The sequence below is a fragment of the Streptomyces sp. NBC_00193 genome, assembly GCF_026342735.1.
Classification (GTDB): Bacteria; Actinomycetota; Actinomycetes; order Streptomycetales; family Streptomycetaceae; genus Streptomyces; species Streptomyces stoeckheimensis.
Window position 1 is genome coordinate 3,550,473 of sequence record NZ_JAPEMM010000001.1, and the last position, 23,511, is coordinate 3,573,983.

The following is a 23,511-nucleotide window of genomic DNA, read 5'->3' on the forward strand; positions in this document are numbered from 1 at the left end:
GTTCAGTCCATCGGGCTGCTGGGAAGTACGGCTTCCCCGGTCGGAGTGGATCGGGGGTGGACATGCGGGCATGCCGCGGAGACCGCAGGCGTGGAGGCAGGCTCCTGCGATCTCGCGACATGTCGATCTTCAATTGCGGGGCGCGCACCCTCTCAGGGGCTGCGGCTCACCCTGTGAGGGGAGTACGCAGCTGTCACCTGGGCCGTGGGGTAGGGGGTGAGGTCTTCGCCGGTCTCGAGGTCGAGGCCGGTCCGGGCGCTCTTCTTGCTGGCGATGAGGAAGCGTTCCAGCTCGGTGATGCTCTCGACCATGACCGTGATGGCGGCCAGGAGTGTCTGGGCGACTCGCCCTCGGGGCTGGCGCTTCTCGCGTGCGTGCAGGGCCGCGTCGACGGACTTCAGGCGGCCGTTGCCACCCTCGATGTGTGCACGCAGGGTCTGGTAGGCCAGAGCCCAGGACGGGGTCTGCCAGGGGAGCTCCTGACGCATGCGGGGCATGACGTGCGCCTGCACGGTGACAGAGGACTGACGGCAGCATTTGGGGCGGTCGTCGATGGGAATGTCGGGGACGTCAATGGTGGGCCGGGCGGCGGGGTGCTCGCTTCGTGCGCGTGGGGCGTCCAGGTTGATGGTGACCGGTACGGGGCCTCGCTTCCTCGGCGTGCCGAGGTGCTCGCGCTCCTGTGCCCAGGGGCAGGTGAGCTTGGTCGCGGGGCACGAGAAGCGTTCTGTGCCACGCTCGTCGGGGGTGTCCTTGCGGGTGAGGGCGTACGCCTCGATCTCCTGCAGCTGTTCCCGCAGGGGGATGCGTTCGCGTTCGTTTCGCGCGCTGCGGATCTCCTGATAGAGGTCGAGCAGCCGGCGCGGGGTGCGGGGGCAGAACAGGCGGCCCGCCTTGGTGATGGCGCCCTGGTGGTGGCCCTCTGCCGCGGGGGCGACCTGGGTCTTGGTGAAGTCGAGGACCGGCATGTAGCCGAGTGCCCGCATCGGCTGGTGGAAGTTCCTGGGGAAGAGCTTCGTGTAGGCACGGTCGGCCGCGGTGAACCCGCGCAGCTCGGTGAGCTGGGCCAGAACCGCGCTCACGTACTGAGCGTGGCGGCCCATGTCCTTCTCGGGGGTGTGCAGAACCATGCCGAGGATCAGCTGAGGGTAGCGGCCGGCCCGGTCGGGGTCCGCGTGCGCGGCGATCGCGAGGGTCGCGCTGTAGCCGAACTCCCGGTCGCCGCCGCCCTTGTAGTGCCAGTTCGCGCTTGCCTCCAGGGCGGCGCGCTCACGGGTGTGGCGGCGGGCCCAGGTGGGCACGCAGGTCGTGTCGATGGCGGTGTCCCCGCGCCAGTGACGCATCAGCCCTTTGGCGAAGGCGGTGCGGACCGGAGAGGTGACCAGCCTGTTGGCGAGCTCCTCGAGGTACCGCAGCGCAGGCTCACCGGCCGCTCCGTTCCAGGTCGCGGCGACCTTGCGGCCATCGGCCCGGGAAAGCCGGCTGCGGCGCTGGTGCGGCGCCGGATCCAGCAGCTGGATCATGCGGCTCCAGGCTCTGTGGAAGCGGTTGTACAGGGCGTTGACCGCGTCCTGGTCCTCGATGTCGCAGGTGGGGATGGAGAGTTCGGCGCGCAGCCGTTCGCTGGTGCCGAAGGAGATGATCTCGAAGGCATCGTCCAGGTTGGTGCTGGCCCTTTCGTAGCTGGCGCATACGAGCCCGAGCAGGACCAGGCGGATGGGGTACCCGCGGGGGCCGGGCAGTGGGGCGAACAGTTCATCGAGGGCGTCCGGTACGCCGCTGCGGTGCAGCATCCGGTCCAGCTTCTTGACCTTGCTGTCGGGCAGCTCGGACGGTTCCTGTGACCGCGGGTAGGGGCGCCGGGGGCGGCCGTTTCCGGGCTGGTAGCGGGGGTCGTCTGCGGGGGTCCTCACGACCAGCCCCGCAGCAGGCGTGTCGTGGACTCGGCGGTCAGCGGCTTGACCCACGCCCGGTAGGGGGCCAGCGCCGCCGTCGAGGTCATGCCCGCTGCATCGGCGATCACGTCCTCCGGGACGCGCTGGCGCAGCAGTTCCACGATCCAGGTGCTGCGCAGCCTGGCGAGTCTGAGTTCCGGGAGCCCGGAGCTGTTCCTCATCGTGCGGTTCGTCCAGTTGGAGATGCCGTTCTTCGGCTCGGCGACCTGGCGCTGCGGCAGGAACAAGTAGCCGTCCTCGGCGACGTTCGCCCGGGCGGCGAGGTCCACCTCCCACATCGCCCGACAGACGACCACCCGATCGCCGCCCGGCACCGCGACGACGACCGCCTCGGATGGCAGCACCGTGATGTCGCTGCCGCGGACGGCCAGAACTTCGCGGCGCGTCAGCCCGCAGCCGGCCCCGAGGGCGAGCAGAGCGAGGGCGCTGCCCCCGTAGGCGGAGGTAGGGGGCAGGGCGCGTGCCCACAGCAGGAAGCGGGTCAGTTCCGGTGGTGTGTACGGGGCTGCGCGCTCCCGGGACGCGCTCATCCGGTGGGTGGGCTGTTGCCCGTACTCCAGCCACAGCAGGGCCTCGCGGACGCGCAGCAGGATCGACCGGTACGTCTGTACGGAGCTGCCCTTGAGCCCCTTGTGGGCGAGCAGGAACCGTGTCATCACCTCGGGTGCCAGCCAGGCCAGCGGATCACGGGCGACCCCGGCACGTTCCGCGTACACGGCCAGCCCGGACAGCACCAGCATCAGCTTCGGCGCCGGGTAGGGCACCGAGTCACAGGTGGCGGCGGCCACCATCCGCACACCGTCGGCGACCAGGGGCCATTCCGACGGCTCCTTCGACGGCCGGTAGCCGAGGATCACGCCGCTCACATCCGTCTCCAAAGGGACACACCACGAGAAATGGCTACACAAGCAGCCATCTGCTTCGTGACTGTGCACCTCGACCGTCAGGAGCGCATCCGCATGACCGGAGGGCGAGGCCGCAGTGTGCCGCCGCGGGAACTGGCCGACGACCCGGAGAGCTGGCCCGAGGCGGCGATCCCCGACCACCCCCAAGCGAGGGTGGTGCAGGCCATCGCGGCTGCTCTGACCAGCCATATGACTCGGGAAGGGCTCGGCTTGCGACGCCTCGCGGCGCTCAGCGGAGTCAACCGCCAGGCCATCGCCAACCTCCTCGCCGGAGACAGCTGGCCGGACGTGGCGACACTGAGCCGACTGGAGGACGCGCTCGGCATAGGGCTGTACCCGGGAACCCCCGGGCCGGGATCGGGGCACTGCTGAACCTCCGATGGCCCGCGCGGATGCGCGGGCAGGACGAATTCGGCTCAGCGCGCCACGGGCGGCCCACCGCTGGGCTACCCTCGTCAACGCATGCTGAAGCCGTTACCAGGTCGGACGTGTGCAGGTGCCGCCGGGACTGATCCCTCGGCGGCACCACCTCCACCTTGCCCGGGCCGGCTGATCCTCCAGCGTCGAGCGGTGGTCATCACGAAATACGACGCCCCGTTAGGCCGCCCCCTCCGGGCCGGTGAACGCGCCCGACTCGAGCGCCTTCAGGAAGCCTGAATCCGCGAGCTTGCGGCACGCCCGGCGTACGCCCTCCACCTGCGAGCGACTCGGGTCTTTACGACCCAGAGCGATGGTCACTTCCCGCGCCCGCATCGGACGGTCCGCGCTGGCCACCAGAGTCACGATCCGCCGACTGAGAGGCCCCTTCGGCACACCGCGCATGCTTGAGGGTGTGACTCGCTCTTCCTGCTGCGGGCTTACGGACTCGTCGACTCCTGATGCCGGCCGGGCAGTGTCAGAGGTGTCGTCGCCAGGAGGCTCACCGGCGGCCGACTCGGCCCCGAAGAGGTCGGTGATCGTGCGGCGTGTGATCGCCAGAGCGGCCGCACGCTCTTCCAGGGCAACGAGCCGCTCCCGGATGGCGTCCACTCTCTCCTGCGTGACGCACTGCTCCCGCTCCAGTCGCTGGAGGAGTACGTCGGGCGCCACTGAACCTCCACCAAGTCGCCGGATTCCACACGGCATTGACGCTGATCTGGTCATGCGTCAGCGAGGCATGCGCGCTGCGCGCTGCGCGCCCTCACTGTAGAGGATCTCGGGGAGGCTGGGGGTGAATCCGCAACAACATCGTGCAGACGTGCACCCCCACACGGGTGCGGACATCAGAAGTGCAGTCATGAAGTGTCGGAGTCTCGTCCTCGAAATAGCTGAGACGTCGCAGTCGTGGGCTCGGTCGTAGGCCATTAAGACTGGGCTTGACGTGGCGTTATGCACCTACATGGTGCCGGCGGCAGCGAAGCCGCGGTGTTCCGCCAGAGCCGCAGAAGTAGGGCCATCACAGGTAGCTGCTCCTCGCAGGTCGGGTACTTCCGTCAGGCGCCCGCGCTGGTGGGGCTCTTCTTCCTGGTCGCGGCGCGGCCCGAGGCGATGCTGCTCCCGATGCATCAACCAGAGCAAACCTAGGGGAAGTTAGCTCTCGTCGACCTTCCAGCAAAGCCTCTGCGATCTCCTCGTAGGACCCTTACGGTGGTGCCGGCGGCTGTGGTGTTCAGGGGCCAGAGCCTAAGGGGCAAGCGTGAGAAACCAGGACGGGTGATGAGGTCACTATTTGAACGGCTGGGCGAGGAAGAGCTCAACGTCCGCAAGGAGTTGGACGAGCTCCGCGCCGAGATCGTCGAGGCAGAGGAACACCTCGTCCGCTTGACCATCACGCGCGACACTCTGTTGTCCCTGGTGGACGACACCCCGAAGGGCGCGAATGCTGCTTCATCCGACGGGTCAGACCCTTCGGACGGAGAAGAGCCTCAGCCAACCAATGCCGAAGCTGCGGAGTCGGCACCTTCGTCCGAACCACTGGACCTGGTCGAAGGCAGGAGGCGAATGCTGGCTCTCCTGGAGGGGACAGAAGGTCCACTGAAGGTGGACGACATCACGGAGATGATCGGCGAAGCCTCCTCCAGGAGGGAGACGACCCGCTCGCGCCTCAAGAAGTTGGCGAGGGAGGCCAGGGTGGTCGAGGGACCGACAGGATGGTTCGCCATCACCCGCCCCGCCGCCTCCACCTCAGACGAACCCCACCGTCAGCAGTAGACGGAAGCTGTTGATCGGCAGCAGGTCGGGTTCTGGGCCGGATCCGGTGGGCGTGCGGGCAGTAGGGACGGCAGCAGGTCCGACCGCGCGGGCAAGGCCGGTGAGCTCGCAGAGGCCGTTGGGCACCCCGAAGTGCCGCAGAGCAGTGTGCCCGGTCGCCAAAGCTGACACGATCGGGTCGTGGCCGTCCTCACGAGCGGACGTACGACGACCAGGCGACCGAGGCTGATCCGCGGACGGTGCCTGCGGCGAGACGGTAGTGACGCATCGCGCTCACCGGACTCGGCCCGGTGATCTCTGCACACACTCTGGCGCCCGTGATCAATGACTGGTGGCCCGTCTCCCCCAGGGGGAGACGGGCCACCAGTCATTGATCAGCTGTCTGGGTTAGCTGGTGGCTCCGAGCGGTGAGGCGAGGCCGGAGGCATGCCAGCGTTGTGCGTTGGAGGCGTTGCAGTCAGAGAGTTCGAGTTGGGTGCCGTTGACGGTGCGGGCGTAGGGCAGGTCGAGGCAGCGGCCGGATTGTGGGTTGTAGAAGCCGCTGGTGGCGGTGGGGAGCCATTGCTGGCCGCCGACACCGTTGCAGGTGTTGAGCTGGATGAGGGTGCGGTTGGCGGTTCCCCCGGATGCGGTGGTCACGCATTTGCCGACCACGCGCAGTTGGCCGTTCTCGAGGATCTGGAAGGTCTGGGAGGTTCCGGGTGGTGTGTTGCAGTCGTGGATGTAGATGCGGTTACCTTCCGCGTTGCTGCCTTGGTCATCGTCAGCGCACTTGTTGCTGTTGACCGCTGAGACGAGGGTGGTGCTGGTCGCGGAGGGGACGGTGGAGTGGTCGTAGACGGCCACGTTGCTGATCTGACCGCTCCAGTAGGAGGAGGGCTTGCTCTGGTTTTTGAAGCGGCCGAGGACCAGTGAGCCGGTGGCCTTCCAGACGTTGGCTTTGGGGTGATGGCCGGTGCCGGCGAGGGTGCCGTTGACGTAGAGGGCGATCAGGCCGGTGGTGTCGTCGTAGGTGGCGGTGAGCTGGGTCCACTCGTTGATGCGGACCTTGGCGGCGTCGTTCATGACGCCGGTCTGGTCGTAGTCCCAGCTGTCGTCGTCCCGCTTGGACATTCCGAACCGCCAGGTGCCGTCCGCGTCGTGCCAGATCATGAAGCCGCTGGCGTGCAGGCCGTCCTGACTGATGACGACGTTCTTCGCCTGGGACCTGGCCCAGGCCGAGACGGTGAAGCTGCCGGTGGTGTCGACCGGGGAGCCGGTGGAGGTGACGGTGCCGCTGGTGCCGTCGAGGCTGACGACCTGGGTTGCCGTTCCCGCAACGGTGCCGGCGACGCGCGTGGCGCCGGTGGTGCTGAGCTTTCCGTGGTTGCGGCGGCGCATGTCGACCGCGGCCGTTCCCGTCTCTTCGTCTAGCTTCCAGTGGTTGGTGGAGATCCGGGCATCGCCCATGAGATCGGAACCGGCGAAGCCGGTCACCTTGCCGCTGGTGGCCTTGCCGTTCCACGTGCGCAGACGGTGGTTGTTATCGAGGGCCCACAGGTCGGGGATGCCGTCGGCGCTGGTGTCCCCGGACGTGCCGATCACCGGGTACCGGTCGGCAGTGACGCCGGAGCCGATCTTGGTGGCCTTGGTGTGGTCGCCGAGGGCGGCAGGCTTTCCTGCGACGTTGGCGTACTGGTAGACGTCGCCTGTGGTGTCGTCGCGGGCCCAGAGGTCGGCCAGGCCGTCGCCGGTGGCGTCGCCGGGGGCGATGAGGGTGAGGTCGTCCCAGCCGGAGGGGTTGAGGATGATGGGGTTGACCAGACTGCCTGTTGCGCCCCCGCCTTGGAACAGGATGAGCTGAAAGCTTCCCGTTCCGGTGCTTTCGACGGTGAGTAGGTCGTTGAGGGGTTCTCCAGGATTGGTCAGTACGTCGCCAACGGCGACGATCTGCTTGACCCGGCTCCAGTCCCCGCGGTATTCGGTGCCGCAGGGCTTGCTGGTCGCGGCGACGGTGCAGGCCGTGGCGTTGGGCCGCGTCACAGACCCGGCATTGCCCTCGGTGAAGTAGAGGCCGCCGTTGGCCTGTAGGCCGCCTTCGTTCAAGGAGGTCCGGTAGTGGCGGAGCTGTCCGCTTCTGTAGGCCCACAGGTCGTCCCTGGTGATGCCGTTGCCGCCGCGGTGGGTGGTCAGGGTGCCGTTGCCCCAGCCCAAGCCGTTGGGGCTGTTGGCCTTCGTGGAGGCGATCATGCCACCGGCCGAAGGGTCCGTGGCCGTCGGGTAGACGATGAGATCACCGTTGTCGGCGGGGGCGATGAAGTCGACGCGTTCGTCGCCGGTGATGTCGCCGAGGGTGGTCTTGGCGTTCGGGTTGTCCGGGACGTAGAAGACGTACGTCTGCTGCTGCGAGCGGTTGCCCGCGCGGTCCACGGACTGGACGCGCAGGACGTTGGTGCCCCACATCGTGGGTGTCAGTGGAATGGTGGCGGTGCCGTCGGCCGCGGCATTGATGCGGGTGGCGCCCCCCACGGGGATGTCCGAGTTGAAGGCCCACTCGTAGTACAGGACTCCGCTGAGGGAGTCGGTGGCCGCTACCTTGAAGTTGCCCTTCTGGCCGATGTACTTCGTGGAGCCGGGAAGGGTGCCGGACGGCGGGTACTCGGCGGAGGTGACGACCGGGATGGACGGCGGCTGGCTGTCCATGGAGAAGCGGCAGCCTTCGACCCAGGCGGAGCCCAGATCACCGTCGGAGGTCTGGACCTGCCACATGTAGCTGTGGCCGTCGAGGAGGTTGGCGGGGTAGGCGGTGACCTTGTGGTCGCCGCTGGCCTGGCCGATCATGGCGCTGTCGTACACGGCGCCGCTGCCGTTGAGGTCGTAGACCATGAACCGGGACGAGGTGGCCTGGTTGTCGGGGTCGCCTGTCCAGGCGCTGATGCTCATGCCGGGGTAGGCGGTGGCACCGACCCAGCCGCAGCCGCTGCCGTTGGGGTTCTGCGGCGCCGGGCTCATTGCGAGAGCCCACGGGTTCTTCGGGGCCCGGTTGTACTCGATGTAGAAGTACGGCAGCTTGGTCTTGTCGCGGGTGAATCGCTTGAAGCCGTTGTTGGTGCTGGACTCGTTGGCGGCGAAGAGGGCATATGTGACGCTGCCGCGCCACATATTGGCAGCCAGGTGTCCGGCCACGTCCCACTCACCGCGCGTGCTGGAGCTGGGGCAGCCCGGGCCGCCGGCACTGTTCATCGAGGTCGTGCGCAGGACTTCCCAGTCGCGGGGCTGGGTTTTCCAGGTGATGTTCGACAGGAGTGGCTCGGTGGAGTGCAGGTCCACGTTGTAGGTGTTGCTGCAGGTGGCGTCGGCGGCGTACGACTGGATCGCGTTGAAGGACGCCTTCTTGATGACCTTGTCGTTCAGGTCGCTGGTGTCGAGCTGGACGTAGTAGCGCTCCAGGCCCGTCCGGGTGCGCCAGCGCTGGTAGCCGACACCGGGATCGTAGTCGTCCGCGTAGTCGTCGTAGCTGGTGGTGGTCTCGTACGCCTCCTGGACCCAGGCCCAGTGCTGGGTACCGCGGTTGGTGGGGATCCACGCCGGGTCGATGTAGACCGGGTAGGCCGTGTTGGGATCGGTGAGGAAGGACTGGTCAGGGGTCAGGGCGACCGAGTCCGTGCCGAGGTCGGCCTGCAGGCGGGTGGTCTTGGCGAAGTCGCCTGGGCCGTCACTGTCCGAGCTGGTCTTGACCGCCTCCTCGTCCCCGGTACCGGACGGCGTCTCGTCCGCGGTGACCGCCTGGGAGAAGGTGATGGTGCCGGAGGGCTTGGCGAGCGGGACCTGGACGGGCGTGGTGGAGTCCCACATCGTGGGGGTCGGCGCCTGGAAGACCGTACGGCCCGAGGCGTCGGCGGCCTTCAGGTTTCCGGCGGCGTCGGCGGAGACGGTCAAGCCCCCGCCCTTGAGGCCTGTGATCAGCTTTGCGAGCTTCGGGTTGCTGGCGGCCTCGGCGGACTTGACGACCAGGATCTGCGAGATCCCGCCGCCCACATCGGCCGTGACCCTCAGGTCCGCACCCGGGAGGACCTCGCGGTAGACGGCACTGGATGCTTCAAGCACCGGCACGGGCAGCGGGTCCGGCCAGCTCAGCACCAACTGCTTGCCGTCCTGATCCAACGTGGCCAATGGGGCGGTGCCACCGCCGGACAGGGTCAGGCTGCTCACCGACGCTCTCGGGCGGAGGGTGCCGTCGGCTGCCTTGATCAAGGTGGCGTCCAGGTCCACCCAACCGCCGTCGCGCTTGGTGCGCACGGGCGCGACGCTGCGGGTCAGGCCCAGGGTGCCGTCCGGATTGGCCACCACCGTGTCGGTCTCAGTCGTCACGGCCGGCACGGGAACCGGCCTACCCGTGAGCTTCGCCTCCGCGAGCGCGGCGTCCTCCGCCTGTTCCCGCTCGGTCGTCGGCCGCTCCGGCGCAGTCTCCTCGCTCCGTACAGGCGGTGTGTCCACCGCTGGTGCTGCCGCGGCGCCGGGTGCGGCGCCGACGGCGCTTATTGACAGGGCCAGTGCGACCAGCCCCGCCAGCGCGACCGGCTGTTTGGCCGGTCGTCTGGTTCTCTTTGTGCCCCCCACGGCAAAACTCCCAATGCAGTTGCGATGGTCAACAGGCCGCGAACGTTAACAGCTCCCTAAGTAGGCCTTTCAGAGCCCCCTCAATCCGGAGCAAAGAATTCCGGCTAAACGTCCGGGAATGAGCCATTCGCCTACTGGTGGTGGCCGGAAGGTCGCCTCTAGAGATGAATAGATTTCGGCCACGTTTTTAGACATTGGAAGTAAGGGCTGGGGTGGATGTCTGAATTGATCGGCATTTAGCTAATCGGAAGCAGGCGTAGGATTCATCGCCAATTGATTATCTGGCTACCGTGGGGGGAATGTCGTGCAGGCGCCACCAGAACTACGTCAAACCAGAGGGAGATCTGCGGCGAAAGGCCGCATAATCGTCGCCTCTGCTGTTGTATTTGCGCTGATCATGGGGGTCGGTACCGCAGAGGCGTCCGGCTGGAAGCCTGAGACCCCCACCTGGTCCCCAGGCGCGCTGCAGGAGACCGAATCGGTACCCGGAAAGAATGCTCCGCAAGCGGGGGCAGAGGTTCCGGAGGTCAGCGGAGTCGAGGATTGGGCTCCGAAGGACGTGTACTGGCCTCCGGCCACCAAGGCCGAAGTGGACCTCGGCGCCACCACGCCCGCTCCGCCGGTCGGCTCGCTCTTCACCGCTCCCGGCCCCTCTGAGGGCCCTGCCGCGCCTGCACCCGATCCGAGCCGCGTTGGTGACGCACCGGTATGGGTCGCGCCCGCCGCCGCGGAAGACGCGCCGCGCAGCGGCAAGGCCGTTGTAGAGCTCGAGGACCGCTCGGCTGCCGAGAAGGTCGGCCTGCAGGGGATGCTGGTCTCGGTCCGCCCGGGTGAGGGTGTGGCCAAGGGCGGTCCGGTCAAGGTGTCCGTGGATGTCTCGCACATCTCGGGCTCCTTCAGCGCGGACTGGCTCTCGCGCGCCCAGCTCGTCGCGCTCCCCGAGTGCGCGCTGACGACGCCCGATCGCCCGGAGTGCCGTAAGCAGACTCCGCTGGCCACGAGCAAGGACGGGGATCGGCCCGGCCTCCTCAGGGCGGAGGTCCCCCTCGCGGCACCTGAGGGCGCTGCTCAGAGCCTGAGTGCCGACGCGGGTACCTCGGGCGGGGCCACCGTCTTCGGCTTGGGAGTCAGCCCGAACGGCCCGGCCGGTAGCTTCGCGGCCACCAGCCTTGGGTCCTCCGGTTCCTGGAGCAGCGGTTCCAACACCGGTGGGTTCTCCTGGTCCTACCCCATCGGCGTGCCCGAGGGCCTGGGCGGTACGAAGCCGAGCGTCGCACTGTCCTACAGCTCCCAGGCCGTCGACGGCCGTACCGCCGCGACGAACAACCAGGCGTCCTGGATCGGTGAAGGCTGGGACTACTCGCCCGGCTTCGTGGAACGCCGCTTCAAGCCCTGCTCCGAGGACGGCCAGGAAAACTCTGGCGATCAGTGTCAGGCCGGCGAGAACCTCACCTTCTCCATGGGCGGCAAGTCCTCCGCCCTGGTCAAGGACGACACGACCAAAGAGTGGCGGCTGGAGAACGACGACGCCTCGAAGGTCGAGCACCTGACCGGCGCCGTCAACGGTGACGACAACGGGGAGTACTGGAAGGTGACCACCACCGACGGCACCCGGTACTACTTCGGTGTGGGCCACAAGCCCGAAACCACAACCGGTCCGGCCACCAACTCCGCCTGGACCATGCCCGTCTACGGGAATAACACGGGCGAGGACTGCCACAAGTCGACGTTCGAGGCGTCCTGGTGCAAGCAGGCCTGGCGCTGGAACCTCGACTTCGTCGTCGACACCCGCGGCGGCCTGATCACCCACACCTACAGCACCGAGAAGAACCGCTACAAGCGCGGCATCTCGGCTGCGAACCCGACGGGAACGCTCGAAGAGTACGTCCGCGGCGGCAACCTCGAGAAGATCACCTACGGCTCGAAGCTCTCCGACGCGGACACGGTCAAGCCGACCGCGCAGGTCCTCTTCGAGGTCGATGAGCGCTGCCTTCCGGTGCCGGACGTCTTCGACTGTGCGGCGGAGAAGCTGACCGCGGCCAACAAGACGAAGTGGCCGGACGTCCCCTTCGACCAGAAGTGCGAGGCCACTGGTACCTGCGAGAACTACTCGCCGACGTTCTGGACCACGAAGCGGCTCACCAAGATCACCACGCAGGTCCTGGGCAGTGCCGGTGGGTACGAAAACGTCGACTCGTACGCGCTGACGCATCAGTTCCGCGACCCGAAGGATGGAACTGCCCCGTCTCTGTGGCTGGCTTCCGTCCGGCGGACGGGTTACGACGGCGCGGCGACGTTCACCCTTCCGCAGGTCGTCTTCTACGGCCTTCCGCTCAACAACCGGGTCGACTCCAGCGCTGACAACCGGCCGGCGATGAACCGGCACCGCATCGTGAAGATCAAGTCCGAGACCGGGAAGATCACCGACATCGGGTACGCCGATGCCGACTGCTCCCCCGGCGCAGGCTTGCCCACGGCGGCGGACGCCAACACCAAACGCTGCTTCCCCGTCTACTGGAACTCAGACCCCAGGAGTCCGAATAATCCGGAGCTGGACTGGTTCCACAAGTACGTCGTCGACCAGGTCACCGAAAGGGACCCCTTCGGTGGTTCCCGTGACCAGGTGGTCCGTTATGAGTACGTCGGCGGGGCCGCCTGGCACCGCGACGACGAGGAGCTGACCGAGGACCAGTACCGGACCTGGAACCAGTTCCGCGGTTACGGACAGGTCATCACCCGCGCCGGCACCGCTCCCGATGTCGTCTCCAAGACGGCCGCCTACTACCTGCGCGGCATGGACGGCGACTTCAAGGCCGACAACAAGACCAAGCGGTCTGTCACCTTCACCGGGATCACCGGGAACACGATCAAGGACAGCAACCACCTCGCCGGGACACTGCGCGAGCTGCAGACATTCGCCTCCGACGGCGGGGAACTCGTCTCCACCGCCCAGCACGACCCCTGGATCCCCGCGCCCAAGGCGGTGACCGCCACCCACAGCCGCGGCGCCGACCTGCCTCCTCTCACGGCCCAGATGCAGGGCACGTCCTTGTCCCAGCAGAAGGTGCTGCTCGCCGACAAGACCTGGCGGACCACCTCGCAGGCCGTCGACTACGACGAGACCTACGGCCTGCAGAGATCGGTCCTGGACAAGGCCGACGGTCTGCCGGACATCTGCACCACCACCTCCTACGTCCGCAACACCACCACCCGGATCGTCGACCGCGTCTCACAGGTCCTGCGTACCCAGGCCGCCTGCGGCGTGTCCGCGACCGAGGCGAACACCCTCGACGGCAGTCGCATCCAGTACGACAACAAGCCCTTCGGCACCCTCGACGGTCCCGGAGACCCCACCAACACCAGCGTCCTGGACCGCTTCGAGTCCGGGGTCCACAAGTACATCGCCAAGTCCACCACCGCGTACGACGCCTACGGTCGTGTCACCAGCGGCACCGACGCCGCAGGCGCCACGACGAAGACGGCGTACACGCCGGCCGCTCCGGCCCGGGCGACGACCCTGAAGGTCACCAACGCCAAGAACTGGACGACGACCACCACCCTGCACCCCCTGCGCGGGGTCCCGGTCAAGACCGTCGACCAGAACAACCGCACCACCGAGGCGACCTACGACGAACTGGGCCGCACAACCCAGGTGTGGCTGCCGGGCCGCGCCCGCACCCAGAGCGCCAGCAAGGTGTTCACCTACGACCTGAAGCAGACCGACACCAGCTCGGTCACCACCCAGACGCTCCGCGGAAACGGGTCGTACGCCACCGCCATCAGCATCCTCGACGCGATGGGCCAGCAGGTCCAGACCCAGTCGAATCCGCTGAAGGATGCTGAGCACGCCCGCCTGATCACCGACACCGCCTACGACAGCCGCGGCCGCGCCTCCAAGGCGAGCAGCACGTACAAAAACAATGAATCCGACCCGGTGAAGACCCGCTTCATCGCCAACGATGACATGGTGCCCGCCCAGAACGTCACCCTGTACGACGGTCTCGGCCGCCCCGTGACGAAGATCTTCGTCTCCGATGCGATCGAGCAGTGGCGCACGGGCATCGCCTACCCGGGTGCCGACCGTATCGACACCACCCCGCCCAAGGGCGGCACAGCATCCAGCGAGATCACCGACGCCCGCGGACACAAGATCGAGCAACGCCGGTACAAGGTCGGCACCCCCACGGGGGCGTTTGACACCACTGCCTACGGCTACGACACCGTCGGCAAGCTGGAGCGGATCACCGACCCGGCCGGCAACAACTGGACCTACGACTACGACCTCCAAGGCCGCCAGATCAAGGCGGTAGACCCCGACAAGGGCACATCGACGACCACGTACGATGCCGCCGACCGCCCCGTATCGTCCACGGACGCCCGCGGTACCGCCATCTTTACGAGCTACGACATCCTGGGCCGTCCGACCTCCCGCAACCTGAACGCGGCCGACGGCACCAAGTTCGCTGAGTACGAGTACGACACCCTCCTGCCCGGACTGCCGACCGGATCCACGAGCTGGGTGGCTGGCAAGCCCTGGATCCAGGAAGTCACCGGCTACGACATCGGCTACCGCCCCACCGGCACCAAGCTCACCGTCCCCACCGGCGAAGGAGCCCTCACCGGCACCTACTCCACCTCCGCCACCTACAACGCCATCAGCGGGCTAGAGGAGGAGCTGAACCTCCCTGCGGTAGGCGGCCTGCCTGCCGAGCACCTCACCACTTTCCGCAACGACAACGGTCTCCCGCTCGCTTACGGCTCCGACACCGTCGGCTACGTCAACTACACCAGCTACAACGAACTCGGCCAGGTCCAGCGCACCACCTTCGGAAACACCCCGAACCAGGTCAGCGCCACCAACATCCAGGACAAGGCCACCGGCCGGCTCCTGCGCACCGAACTCAACAAGCAGGACCAGACCACCTCGTTCGACATCACCAGCTACACCTACACCCCCAACGGTGACGTCACCTCCGTCACCAACACCCAGGGTGCCACCCGCGACACCCAGTGCTTCACCTACGACTACCAAGGCCGACTCACCGAGGCCTGGACCGACACCGGCAGCACGACCACCAAGCCCGGACCCAGCGTGCCCGGCATCGGCGGCTGCACCAACACGGCTCCCAGCGCTGGCGAGATCGGGGGCACGGCCCCGTACTGGCAGTCGTTCACCTACGACGTCACCGGCAACCGCAAGACCCTGACCGACCACGACCCCGCAGGCGACGCCGCCAAGACCGCCGTCACCACCAACACCTACCCCGCGCCCGGCGCGGCGCGCCCGCACACCCCGATCTCCACCACCAGGAAGATGGGCAGCAACGGCCCGGTCACGACCAACCTCACCTACGACAAGAGCGGTAACACCCTCACCCGCCCCGACACCGGCGACGCCCCCGACACCCTCCCCGGTGACGGCGGCCCCATCCAGACCCTGACCTGGAACGCCGAAGGCAGACTCGCCACCAACACCACCAACGCGGGAACCTCCACCTACATCTACGACGCAGCCGGCAACCGCCTCGCCCGCAAGGACCCCGGCAAAACCACCCTGTACGCCGGCTGGGGCGAGCTGACCCGCGATACCGCCACCGACAAGGTCACCGGCACCCGCTACTACGCGACCCCCGGCGGCACCACCATCGTCCGCACCTCCACCGGCAAGCTCTCCTACGTCGCGGCCGACCACCACAACACCGGCACCACCGCCATCGACGCCACCACCCTCACCATCCAACGCCGCACCACCAAGCCCTTCGGCGAAGACCGCGGCACCAAGCCAACCGCATGGCCCGGCGAACGAGGCTTCGTCGGCGGCACCCAAGACAAGTCGACCGGCCTTACCCATATCGGCGCCCGCGAATACGACTCCGCAGCGGGACGATTCCTCTCCGTCGACCCTCTGATGGTGGTTGACGACCCCCGCCAGCACAACGCCTACCAGTACGCCAACAACAGCCCCCTCACCAACTGGGACCCCACCGGCCTCGTAACGGACGACGGCACCGGCCACGGCGAAAAGCCCGACGGCAGCCCCCCCAGCAACCCCCTCACTCCCGGCGGCAGTAACCCGAACGGAGGAAGCGGGGATAGGAGTGGTGGCCGCCAGACCAAGATCACCAGCAGTATTTGCGGCAACGACCCAGACTGCCGAGCCTCGAAGGTGCGTCCCCCAGGACAGTCCCTCAGAGAGATCATCGTGTATAAAACCTGGTACTTGGAACGTGAATATCTTCACCGGCAGACCTGGCCGCTCGGCTGGGTACCAGGCGATGGAGCTGACCCAGACGGGGAATCGCTAGAAAAGCCGAACCTTGCAGAACGGACCATCTGTACCAATAATCCGGTCGAATGCACGCAGGCCAAGAATATACAGGAGTGGGCCGAGCGGCTATCCGACGCCGAATACGCCCGCACCGGCCTGAACAAGAACGCCTATCGTCACACATTGTGGCAGGCAAGGCTGACAGTTGAACTCGGCGAGGATCGGGCCATCGTGTGGGCTGACGCCCATGAGGCCTATCTCCGGGACGGGCAGCACGCCGATCATATGGCGGACCTTTACAACAATGCGAAAGGCAGGGAAATAGGCAACAGGATATACAAGAGTCAAAACTCTCGTCTACTTCAAGTTGGAGGTCCAAACTTCACGCCTAAAATCATTTCCGAGTCCCTTGCGCAGGTAAGGTCGGGGGACTTCGCCAACACTAAGTGGTTCCAATGAGGGCCTAGGTGGCAGGTGGGATAGGGAGCATCATGAGTATGCGCATGCGAGGATTCGCGTGGATTCTGGTTGGCGTGGCGGGGCTTTTTGTAGTGTTGTTGACAGTCAGCCTCATGTCCGAGAGTGAGCACCGAAAGGCCCTGAAAACCGCCGACGTGGAGGGGGTCTGGTCCTCTCCCAGTGGTGGACGCCTCACGGTCCGTGCCAGCGGCTCCGCAGAACTGGAGCTGATAACGGAGCCAGCAGGATGCGGACAGCCGGCCGGGTCAACCACTCAGGTTTATAGCGGCCCGGCATCCTGGAAATTCGATTCCTACCCTGATGAGGGGCCGGGGATCAGTTTCGACTTCCAGAACCCCACCACGGGCAAGTCGTGCAAGGCCTACCTCGTAGTCCATCCTGAAAGAAACGCTGGCAAGGGATTCCTCCAACACAATGCGGACGTACAGTACGTTCGCTCGACTGGACGGTCAGGCTGATCGAATGGGCGGCCGCAACGTGCAGCAAGGGGCGGCCGCCCGGTTCGAGAGCGTCGCGGACCGATACGGACCCGGTGCTGCGTCCCCACGGAACCTATGGAGTGGCTAGCCCGCGCCGGCGGCCAGGAAATAGGCGGTGAGGGATCTAGGGATATGAATCCTTTGGATTCCCTGATTCGGGAGCATGTCAGTCATGTCGCCAAATCGGCAGGCTTCTGGAAATCTGGTCGGACTTTCTGGATGGCTGGCGATCGTCATGATTTCTGTTTCAGGTTCATGCGTTGGGCCCTGAAGCAACTGTCTTTGGCGTGGAGTTCCATGCCGTTCCTGATCCCTATTGAGAGCGGGGGTAGCGGCCTGTCAGGAAGGTACCCAATTTCTCCGGCGCGTTGGTGACAGGTGAATCGCCTCACGGGCATTGGTTGCGCATCGTCCCGATGCTTGGATGCCGCTCCGGGCGCGATGGGCCTGTCGCCCTGAGGGGTTGCCTAGCTCATGGCCGATAGGGCTCACCTGCTGGAAGTCGTATGCTCCCGAAATGCGCCTCTCGTGAAACGCGTGTCGCCTATTCTTCGAGAGATCACGCTTCGGATCGATGACATCTCAGCACCTGAACTCGCTGCTCTCCTGACGGAGGCCGAGGCGTCAGGAGCACCGGTTGGGTTGGTCGATTGGGGGCACGGAAGGCGCAAGGCCCGTGAGCAAGGCTGAGCTCAGCTTCAGGGCTGCGGCGTAGTCGGTTGCGTCCGGTTTGCGACCACCCTAGGCCGAGGCTGTGAGGGGTGACGGGGATCGCGGGCGTTGCGGCGGAGGCCGGCCGCGACGCCGCGGTGCCCGGCGGGGACACAGTTTCCCGCCGGGCACCGCCATATCCGCCATATCCGCCCGGCGAGCCGCAGCTCCCGCTGTGGGTCCCCTTGTCTGATCAGTTGAGGGTGATCGGTCCGTCGGGTAGCCAGCCGTCGAGGTAGCCGTCGATCAGGGTGCCGGTGGTGTCGACGTGCGGTTCCTTCAGGAGGTGCCCGAGGGCTGTGCGTGGTGTCCATAGCGGGCCCACGTGGGGAGTTGCGGTCTGAGTCGCCCCTCTAGGTAGGGGAGGGCCTACGCGAGCGATGAAGACGTGTTCCTCCCTGCGGTTCAGGGGTGCGCCGGTTGGTGGGGGTGCCCAGCGTCTCCCTTCGACGGATCCCCACCGCACGTCCCTGTCGCCGAAGTGATGCAGTGCGAGCCGGACGGCCGCCTGTTGGTATGACTCCAGCAGTTGGACGCTGCACCGTGGCAGTGCCCATTGGTGGGGGGCAGGGCTGGGGTGGGGGAGTAGAGCGACGCGCTGGGTGTCGTCGATTGCGGCGAGGGTGACTACTCGGCTGAAGCGAGGGCTGAGGACGCGCATGAGGACAGAGTCGACGTCGGCTGCATGAATAGCCACCTGGATGGGCTGGACGGGTACTGCCGAGTTCCTGGTGGCGTCTATGCGGGTCACCGAAGGTCCGCTGAGGAGGGCCCCGGGGGCGCGTTGGAAGCCGTTCGGGCATCGGCTGATCATTGTGGGCAGGGCTTGGATGTGTCGTGCATTGACCTGGGAAATGGCGCTCTCGGCGCTGGGAAGCCCTCTGGGAACGTCCGCGTTCCCCCAGCTCAGCCCCACCCGTGAACGGCCCACAAACGACAGTTCACGGGTTGCTCCCGAGAACGGTGACGAGATCCCGTCCGATCGAAAGATCGGACGGGATCTTCGTCGTTTCCGGGCTCACCGGGCAGGTGCAGCGTGTACCGGACACCTCAAGCCGGGGCCTGCGATGCCCGTCAGCCGCACTGCCAGGTGAACATCGCCCGCTCGAAGCGCCGCTCCGCCAGATCCTGTGGGCGGATCAACCAGTACAGAACCCCGGCGTCGCCCCACATCATGTCCGCGGTGTCCTCGCTGTCGAACTGGGCCAGCAGCACCCAGTTGTCCGTCTCCTCGGACAACCGCGGGTCGTGCCAGGGCACCTCGCCGTCCAGGACCGCCTCCGCAACCTCGATCTCCACGGGGTTCTGCACCGAGTGGGCATGGCCGCCGATCTGGTGCCCCACCTCTCCGCCGAACTCCCACAGGGCGTCGAGGAAGTCCTGAGCGCATACGGGATGGTCGTACCGGTTCCCGAGCGGAGCACCTGGAGCGAAGGCGTCCCTGACGCGCGGATGCCACGGTTCGGTCGCCGTCATCTGCGCCCGGGCGGTCAGCTGCACCGCCGGGTACGGCTTGAGCCCGGCGGGCGCTTCACGCTCCGCCACTTTCTCGTCGGCAGCCACATGGAGCACGCGGGCACCTGCCCAGCTCGCTCGGTCCTCGGCCAGAACGAGCGCTTCACCGTCGTCCAACTGCCCGTCGAAGTAGAAGAACAGAAGCGTGCCCGCTTCGGGGAGATCGATGTCCAGCGAGGCCTTCGGCAGTCGCGCGCAGTCGATCGAGGCGATGAAGGAGAGCGGACCGTGCCCCTCCCAGGCCGGCCACTGCGAGGCGATCGGCAAAGCCGGCAGGCCACCGAGCCGGCCGACCACGTCGTCCATGCCCGCCGCTACCTCAAGACGCGCACCAGGGCGAAGCAGACCGATCCACTTCTCGGTTTCCTGGGGTGACAGATGCTGCGAAGCGAGAGCGCGGAAGGCATCTCGGGAACCGTGTGTCATGAGCGCGATCATGCCCGGCACCACTGACAGATGCCTCGGCAGCCCTCCAGCCACGCGCGCAGCTGCTCAGCCCGCAGCCGTGGATCTCCAAGCAGCCCGGGCTGCGCGGCTGCTGTCAGTGGGCGCTGTCATGATGCCCCGGTCAACATCATGATCGGGAGAGACCATGGGCACCTGGGACATCGGCCCCTTCGACAACGACACCGCGGCGGACTTCGGCGGTGACCTCGACGAGGCAGCCGCAGGCGAGCGCGAGGGTGTCGTCCGTGGCACTCTCACCCATGTCATCGACGCGGACCCTGGCGTGCCGGCATCCGCCGCCTGCAGAGCGTGCTGACGCCGCCTCCAGGTGAACACCTCAGCCCGGTCTGACCCACCGTGACCACCAGTCGAGTCCTCCTTGGAAGGCCACCATGTTCCGCGATCGAGCAGTCGGACCCGCTCAGTGAGCCTTGAGGACCTGCTCCCGCCAGGCCGGATGATCACGTCCGACGAAGGCGATGGAGACGCGCAGCCCTTGTGGCTCAGCGACGGGCCGGCCACGGCCGAGCTGTGGGCACGGATGCGCGCCGAACACCCACGCTCCGGCTTGTGGCCGCTGTTGCTCGACGCGCTGGATCCGGACGCCGGTGAGTTCCGCCCACGGGGATCCGGGGAGGTCTTCCCCGAGCAGATGACCTCCCCGGCAAGCCACGACCCTGCCGACCTGCTCGCGCAGTGGTGGACGGCCTGCACGGCCGACGACGAAGACGACGACATGCTCGACGTCAAAAGGCGCCTCGCCGTCACCGCCCCCTTCGGACAGGCATGGCCCGGCCTCGCGCCCAGCCGGGGAGCGGTCGCCGGCGCGGATGAACTGGCCTCCGAGTCCGTCCGGGCTTTCCTCGTCGACCGGCCACGGACGCGTCTGGGGCTGGTCGCCGCAGGGTCGGGCGCCGAAGCGTTGACGGTCGCGGGCTGGTTCGGACCCTGCAACTACGACAACGACACCGCGAAGATCTCTGCGGTCCTCGGAGATTGGGGGGACCGGTTCGGTGCCCGTGTCGTCGCGGTGGGGTTCGCCACGCTGCACCTCAGCGTCGCCGCGCCGCCGGTGAGCGAGCGGGATGCTCTCCTGGTCGCAGGAGAGCACTTCGCCCTCTGCCCGGACAACGTCTGGCAGGGCTGTAGGCCGTACACGCTGGCCGCGTACGCCGAGCGGATCACCGGCGCCCACCGCTGGGACTTCTGGTGGGACTGACCCGTCCCGCATCTGGGAAACGATCACTCAGCTGACTTTTGTGTTCGGGTCAGGAATCGCCGGAGCCTCCGGAGCCGCCGAAGCTGCTGAAGTCCTGGCCGGAGCCGAAGTTTCCGTTGATGTCGCGGTCCAGGGCCGGGGGGCGGGGCCTCAGGCGGTCCAGGACCGTCGGGGTACGGGTGCCGGTGATCAGGCCGCGGAGGAGGCGGTCCTCGATGGCGGACGGGCCCTGGAAGACGTACGCGGGGTGCGCGGCGGCCGACTTCGCCTCGGCGAGCAGTCGGCGGCCGGCGCGGGTGGGGCGGTGGCCGAAGCGGGGGAGGAGGCCCAGGGTGCGGAGCCGGCGTCCGATTTCTGCCGTCTCCGGGGCCTCGCGCACGGCCGCGATCGCGGCCGGGACGCCGCGTCCGCGCGAGCAGAACGCCGTGAGCACCGCTTCGACCGGGTGACGGGCGGGCGGTGCGGGCGTGGTCGCGCGGACGCGGGGGCCGGTGACGGTCAGCGCGCCGAGGTCGCGCAGGGCGATCAGGGCGGCCTCGGCGACGCGTTGCGGGCCGCCGGCCAGGTGGGCCAGTTCGTAGATGCTCGGATCCGTGTGCATGGGCCCCCGTCGGGTCATGGTGACGTCCTCGGCCCAGTGTGGGCGCAGTGCCCGCGGATGGACCGTGGCGGTGGGGGGTTCAGAGGCAGATCTGAGGTTCCGGGCAGGGGCGAACCGGGTCAGGCTCCCGGGTTCAGCGGCTTCGTCATGCAGCGGCTGGAGTCGTGGAAGCGGTAGTGGCCGAACTTGGCGTCCGTCAGGGTGTAGCCCTCGGAGAGGTAGAGGGCGATGGCCTCCGGCTGCTGGTCGCCGGTTTCCAGGGCCATGCGCAGGCGGCCGGCCGCGCGGGCGTCCGCTTCGAGGGCCGCGAGGATGCGGCGGGCCAGGCCCAGGCCGCGGGCCTCGGGGATCACGTACATGCGCTTCAGCTCGGCGTCGCCGTCGGCATAGCCCTCGTCGTTCGCCTCGTGGCCGCGCCAGCCGCCGCTGGCGACCGGCGCGCCCGAAGCGTCGTAGGCGAGGAGGTAGAGGCCCCTCGGCGGGACGAACATCGCCGGGTCGAGGAACGTTTCATCGCCCTCGCCCTCGTAGCGCTCCTGGTATTCGATCTGTACTTGGTCGTTGAGCTTGACCGCGTCCGGGTGGTCGTACGACACGGCGCGGAGCTGGATCTCCTGAGACATCGGAACAGCCTACGGAACGCTCCGGCTATCGTGCAGGGATGTTCTCTGTGACCTCCGTGAATGTGAATGGGATCCGCGCCGCCGCCAAGAAGGGGTTCTCCCCGTGGCTCGCCGGGTCGGATGCCGACGTCGTCTGCCTGCAGGAAGTGCGGGCCGAGGAGGGCCAGATTCCGGAGGAGGTGCGGTCGCCCGAGGGGTGGCACACCGTGTTCGCTCCGGCCGCCGCCAAGGGGCGGGCCGGGGTCGCGCTCTACACGCGGCGGGAGCCGGAGCGGGTGCAGGTCGGATTCGGGAGCGAAGAGTTCGACAGCAGTGGGCGCTACCTGGAGATCGACCTGCCGGGCGTGACCGTCGCCAGTCTCTACCTGCCCTCCGGGGAGGCCGGGACCGAGAAGCAGGACGAGAAGTACCGGTTCATGGGGGAGTTCCTCGACTATCTGCAGGAGCTCAAGGTGCGGGCCGCCGCGGACGGGCGCGAGGTCGTCGTCTGCGGTGACTGGAACATCTGCCACCAGGAAGCCGACCTGAAGAACTGGAAGACCAACCGGAAGAACGCCGGCTTCCTGCCCGAGGAGCGCGAGTGGCTCGGGAAGGTGTACGACACCGCCGGGTACGTGGACGTGGTGCGGAGCCTGCACCCGGACACCGAGGGGCCGTACTCCTGGTGGTCCTACCGCGGGCGGGCCTTCGACAACGACGCCGGCTGGCGGATCGACCTGCAGGTGGCGACGCCGGGGCTGGCGGCCAAGGCCGTCAAGGCGTTCGTGGAGCGGGCCGAGACGCACCCCGAGCGGTGGTCCGACCACGCGCCCGTGACCGTGGTCTACGAGCTCGGCGTCTGAGAAGTCCCCGTCTGAGGAGTCCCCGTCTGTGGGCGCAGGCGCTCCATGGCCATCGTGAGTTCCGCCTCGACCACGCTCTTGGCCAGGGGGCGCAGCCGCGGGACGGCCTCCTCCGAGATGTGGGTGGAGATGAGCTCCGCGAACAGGGCCGCCATCGCGTCCGCGTGCTCGCGGACCCGGCGGCCCGCCTCCAGGACGGCCGAGAGCGGTACGCCCTCGCGGACCAGGGCCGAGGAGACGTCCAGGAGCCGGCGGCTGACGTGGACGATCTCCTCGCCGTCGGTGGCGAGGTAGCCGAGGTCGAGCGAGGCCGCCAGGTTCTCCGGGGTGACCTCGCCCTCGAAGTAGTCGGCGAGGGCCTCGGGCGTCAGGCGGACCGGGGTCTCCTCGGACCAGCCGATGCCGAGCAGCTCACCCAGCTGGCCGACGTCGCGGCCGTTCTCGAAGGCGACGGTCAGCTCGGCTATCCCGCCGAGGGTGTGGCCGCGCTCCAGCAGGGCGGCGATGGTGCGCAGCCGGGCCAGGTGCTGGTCGTCGTACCAGGCGATGCGGCCCTCGCGGCGCGGCGGCGGCAGGAGCTTGCGCTCACGGTAGAAGCGCAGGGTGCGTACGGGAATGCCGGCGGCCTCGGCCAGCTCTTCCGTGCGGTATTCGCGCACTGTGGTCCTTGCCCCTGT

Annotated in this window: 14 protein-coding genes and 1 pseudogene; 6 read left to right on the plus strand and 9 right to left on the minus strand. The window is 67.5% G+C overall.

The features are described 5' to 3' along the window. Positions 1–152: 152 nt before the first annotated feature. The gene (locus OG898_RS15845; protein WP_266957528.1) at positions 153–1,913 is read right to left on the minus strand and encodes a hypothetical protein; all 1,761 of its coding nucleotides are present in this window, start codon (positions 1,911–1,913) and stop codon (positions 153–155) included. Next, positions 1,910–2,821, minus strand: a complete 912-nt coding sequence (locus OG898_RS15850; protein ID WP_266957530.1) for a hypothetical protein — start codon at positions 2,819–2,821, stop codon at positions 1,910–1,912. The genes OG898_RS15845 and OG898_RS15850 overlap by 4 nt, the downstream gene beginning before the upstream one ends. A 93-nt stretch (positions 2,822–2,914) precedes the next feature. Here OG898_RS15850 and OG898_RS15855 point away from each other — a divergent pair, with 93 nt between their 5' ends. Then, complete coding sequence (locus tag OG898_RS15855; protein WP_266957532.1) at positions 2,915–3,232, plus strand: helix-turn-helix transcriptional regulator; 318 nt, start codon at positions 2,915–2,917, stop codon at positions 3,230–3,232. A gap of 225 nt (positions 3,233–3,457) precedes the next feature. Here the strand turns inward: OG898_RS15855 and OG898_RS15860 are convergent, their stop codons facing one another. After that, a complete protein-coding gene (locus OG898_RS15860; RefSeq protein WP_266957534.1) occupies positions 3,458–3,949 on the minus strand; it encodes a hypothetical protein in 492 nt (163 codons plus the stop codon). A 540-nt stretch (positions 3,950–4,489) separates the two neighbouring features. Between OG898_RS15860 and OG898_RS15865 the strand changes: the two genes are divergently transcribed. Beyond that, positions 4,490–5,050: a hypothetical protein gene (locus tag OG898_RS15865; protein ID WP_266957536.1), complete on the plus strand. Its 561-nt coding sequence runs from the start codon at positions 4,490–4,492 to the stop codon at positions 5,048–5,050. Between the two features lie 387 nt (positions 5,051–5,437). On the opposite strand, the gene OG898_RS15870 is transcribed toward OG898_RS15865, so the two are convergent. Then, positions 5,438–9,400 (minus strand): LamG-like jellyroll fold domain-containing protein, encoded by a 3,963-nt coding sequence (locus tag OG898_RS15870; protein WP_266957538.1) that lies wholly within the window; start codon positions 9,398–9,400, stop codon positions 5,438–5,440. A gap of 808 nt (positions 9,401–10,208) precedes the next feature. Between OG898_RS15870 and OG898_RS15875 the strand changes: the two genes are divergently transcribed. After that, positions 10,209–16,376, plus strand: a complete 6,168-nt coding sequence (locus OG898_RS15875; protein ID WP_266957540.1) for an RHS repeat domain-containing protein — start codon at positions 10,209–10,211, stop codon at positions 16,374–16,376. A 1,404-nt stretch (positions 16,377–17,780) separates the two neighbouring features. On the opposite strand, the gene OG898_RS15880 is transcribed toward OG898_RS15875, so the two are convergent. Further along, positions 17,781–17,912 carry a hypothetical protein gene (locus tag OG898_RS15880; RefSeq protein ID WP_266957541.1) on the minus strand — a complete coding sequence of 44 codons (132 nt, stop codon included), beginning with the start codon at positions 17,910–17,912 and terminating at the stop codon, positions 17,781–17,783. Between the two features lie 749 nt (positions 17,913–18,661). Next, positions 18,662–19,540, minus strand: a complete 879-nt coding sequence (locus OG898_RS15885; protein ID WP_266957543.1) for a YwqG family protein — start codon at positions 19,538–19,540, stop codon at positions 18,662–18,664. A 154-nt stretch (positions 19,541–19,694) separates the two neighbouring features. On the opposite strand from OG898_RS15885, the pseudogene OG898_RS15890 reads away from it, so the two are divergent. Both OG898_RS15890 and OG898_RS15895 read left to right on the plus strand, forming a co-directional pair. Next, positions 19,695–19,820, plus strand: a pseudogene (locus OG898_RS15890) (DUF4259 domain-containing protein); the annotation flags it as partial. 153 nt (positions 19,821–19,973) lie between these two features. Next, a complete protein-coding gene (locus OG898_RS15895; protein ID WP_266957547.1) occupies positions 19,974–20,768 on the plus strand; it encodes a DUF4253 domain-containing protein in 795 nt (264 codons plus the stop codon). A gap of 49 nt (positions 20,769–20,817) precedes the next feature. Here the strand turns inward: OG898_RS15895 and OG898_RS15900 are convergent, their stop codons facing one another. Next, positions 20,818–21,387 (minus strand): TIGR04222 domain-containing membrane protein, encoded by a 570-nt coding sequence (locus tag OG898_RS15900; protein WP_266957549.1) that lies wholly within the window; start codon positions 21,385–21,387, stop codon positions 20,818–20,820. Positions 21,388–21,488: 101 nt separating this feature from the next. Beyond that, complete coding sequence (locus OG898_RS15905) at positions 21,489–21,992, minus strand: GNAT family N-acetyltransferase (protein ID WP_266957551.1); 504 nt, start codon at positions 21,990–21,992, stop codon at positions 21,489–21,491. A 38-nt stretch (positions 21,993–22,030) separates the two neighbouring features. Here OG898_RS15905 and OG898_RS15910 point away from each other — a divergent pair, with 38 nt between their 5' ends. Further along, positions 22,031–22,834 carry an exodeoxyribonuclease III gene (locus tag OG898_RS15910; protein WP_266957553.1) on the plus strand — a complete coding sequence of 268 codons (804 nt, stop codon included), beginning with the start codon at positions 22,031–22,033 and terminating at the stop codon, positions 22,832–22,834. Here the strand turns inward: OG898_RS15910 and OG898_RS15915 are convergent. After that, the gene (locus OG898_RS15915) at positions 22,816–23,493 is read right to left on the minus strand and encodes a MerR family transcriptional regulator (RefSeq protein WP_266957555.1); all 678 of its coding nucleotides are present in this window, start codon (positions 23,491–23,493) and stop codon (positions 22,816–22,818) included. The genes OG898_RS15910 and OG898_RS15915 overlap by 19 nt on opposite strands. Between the last annotated feature and the right edge of the window lie 18 nt (positions 23,494–23,511).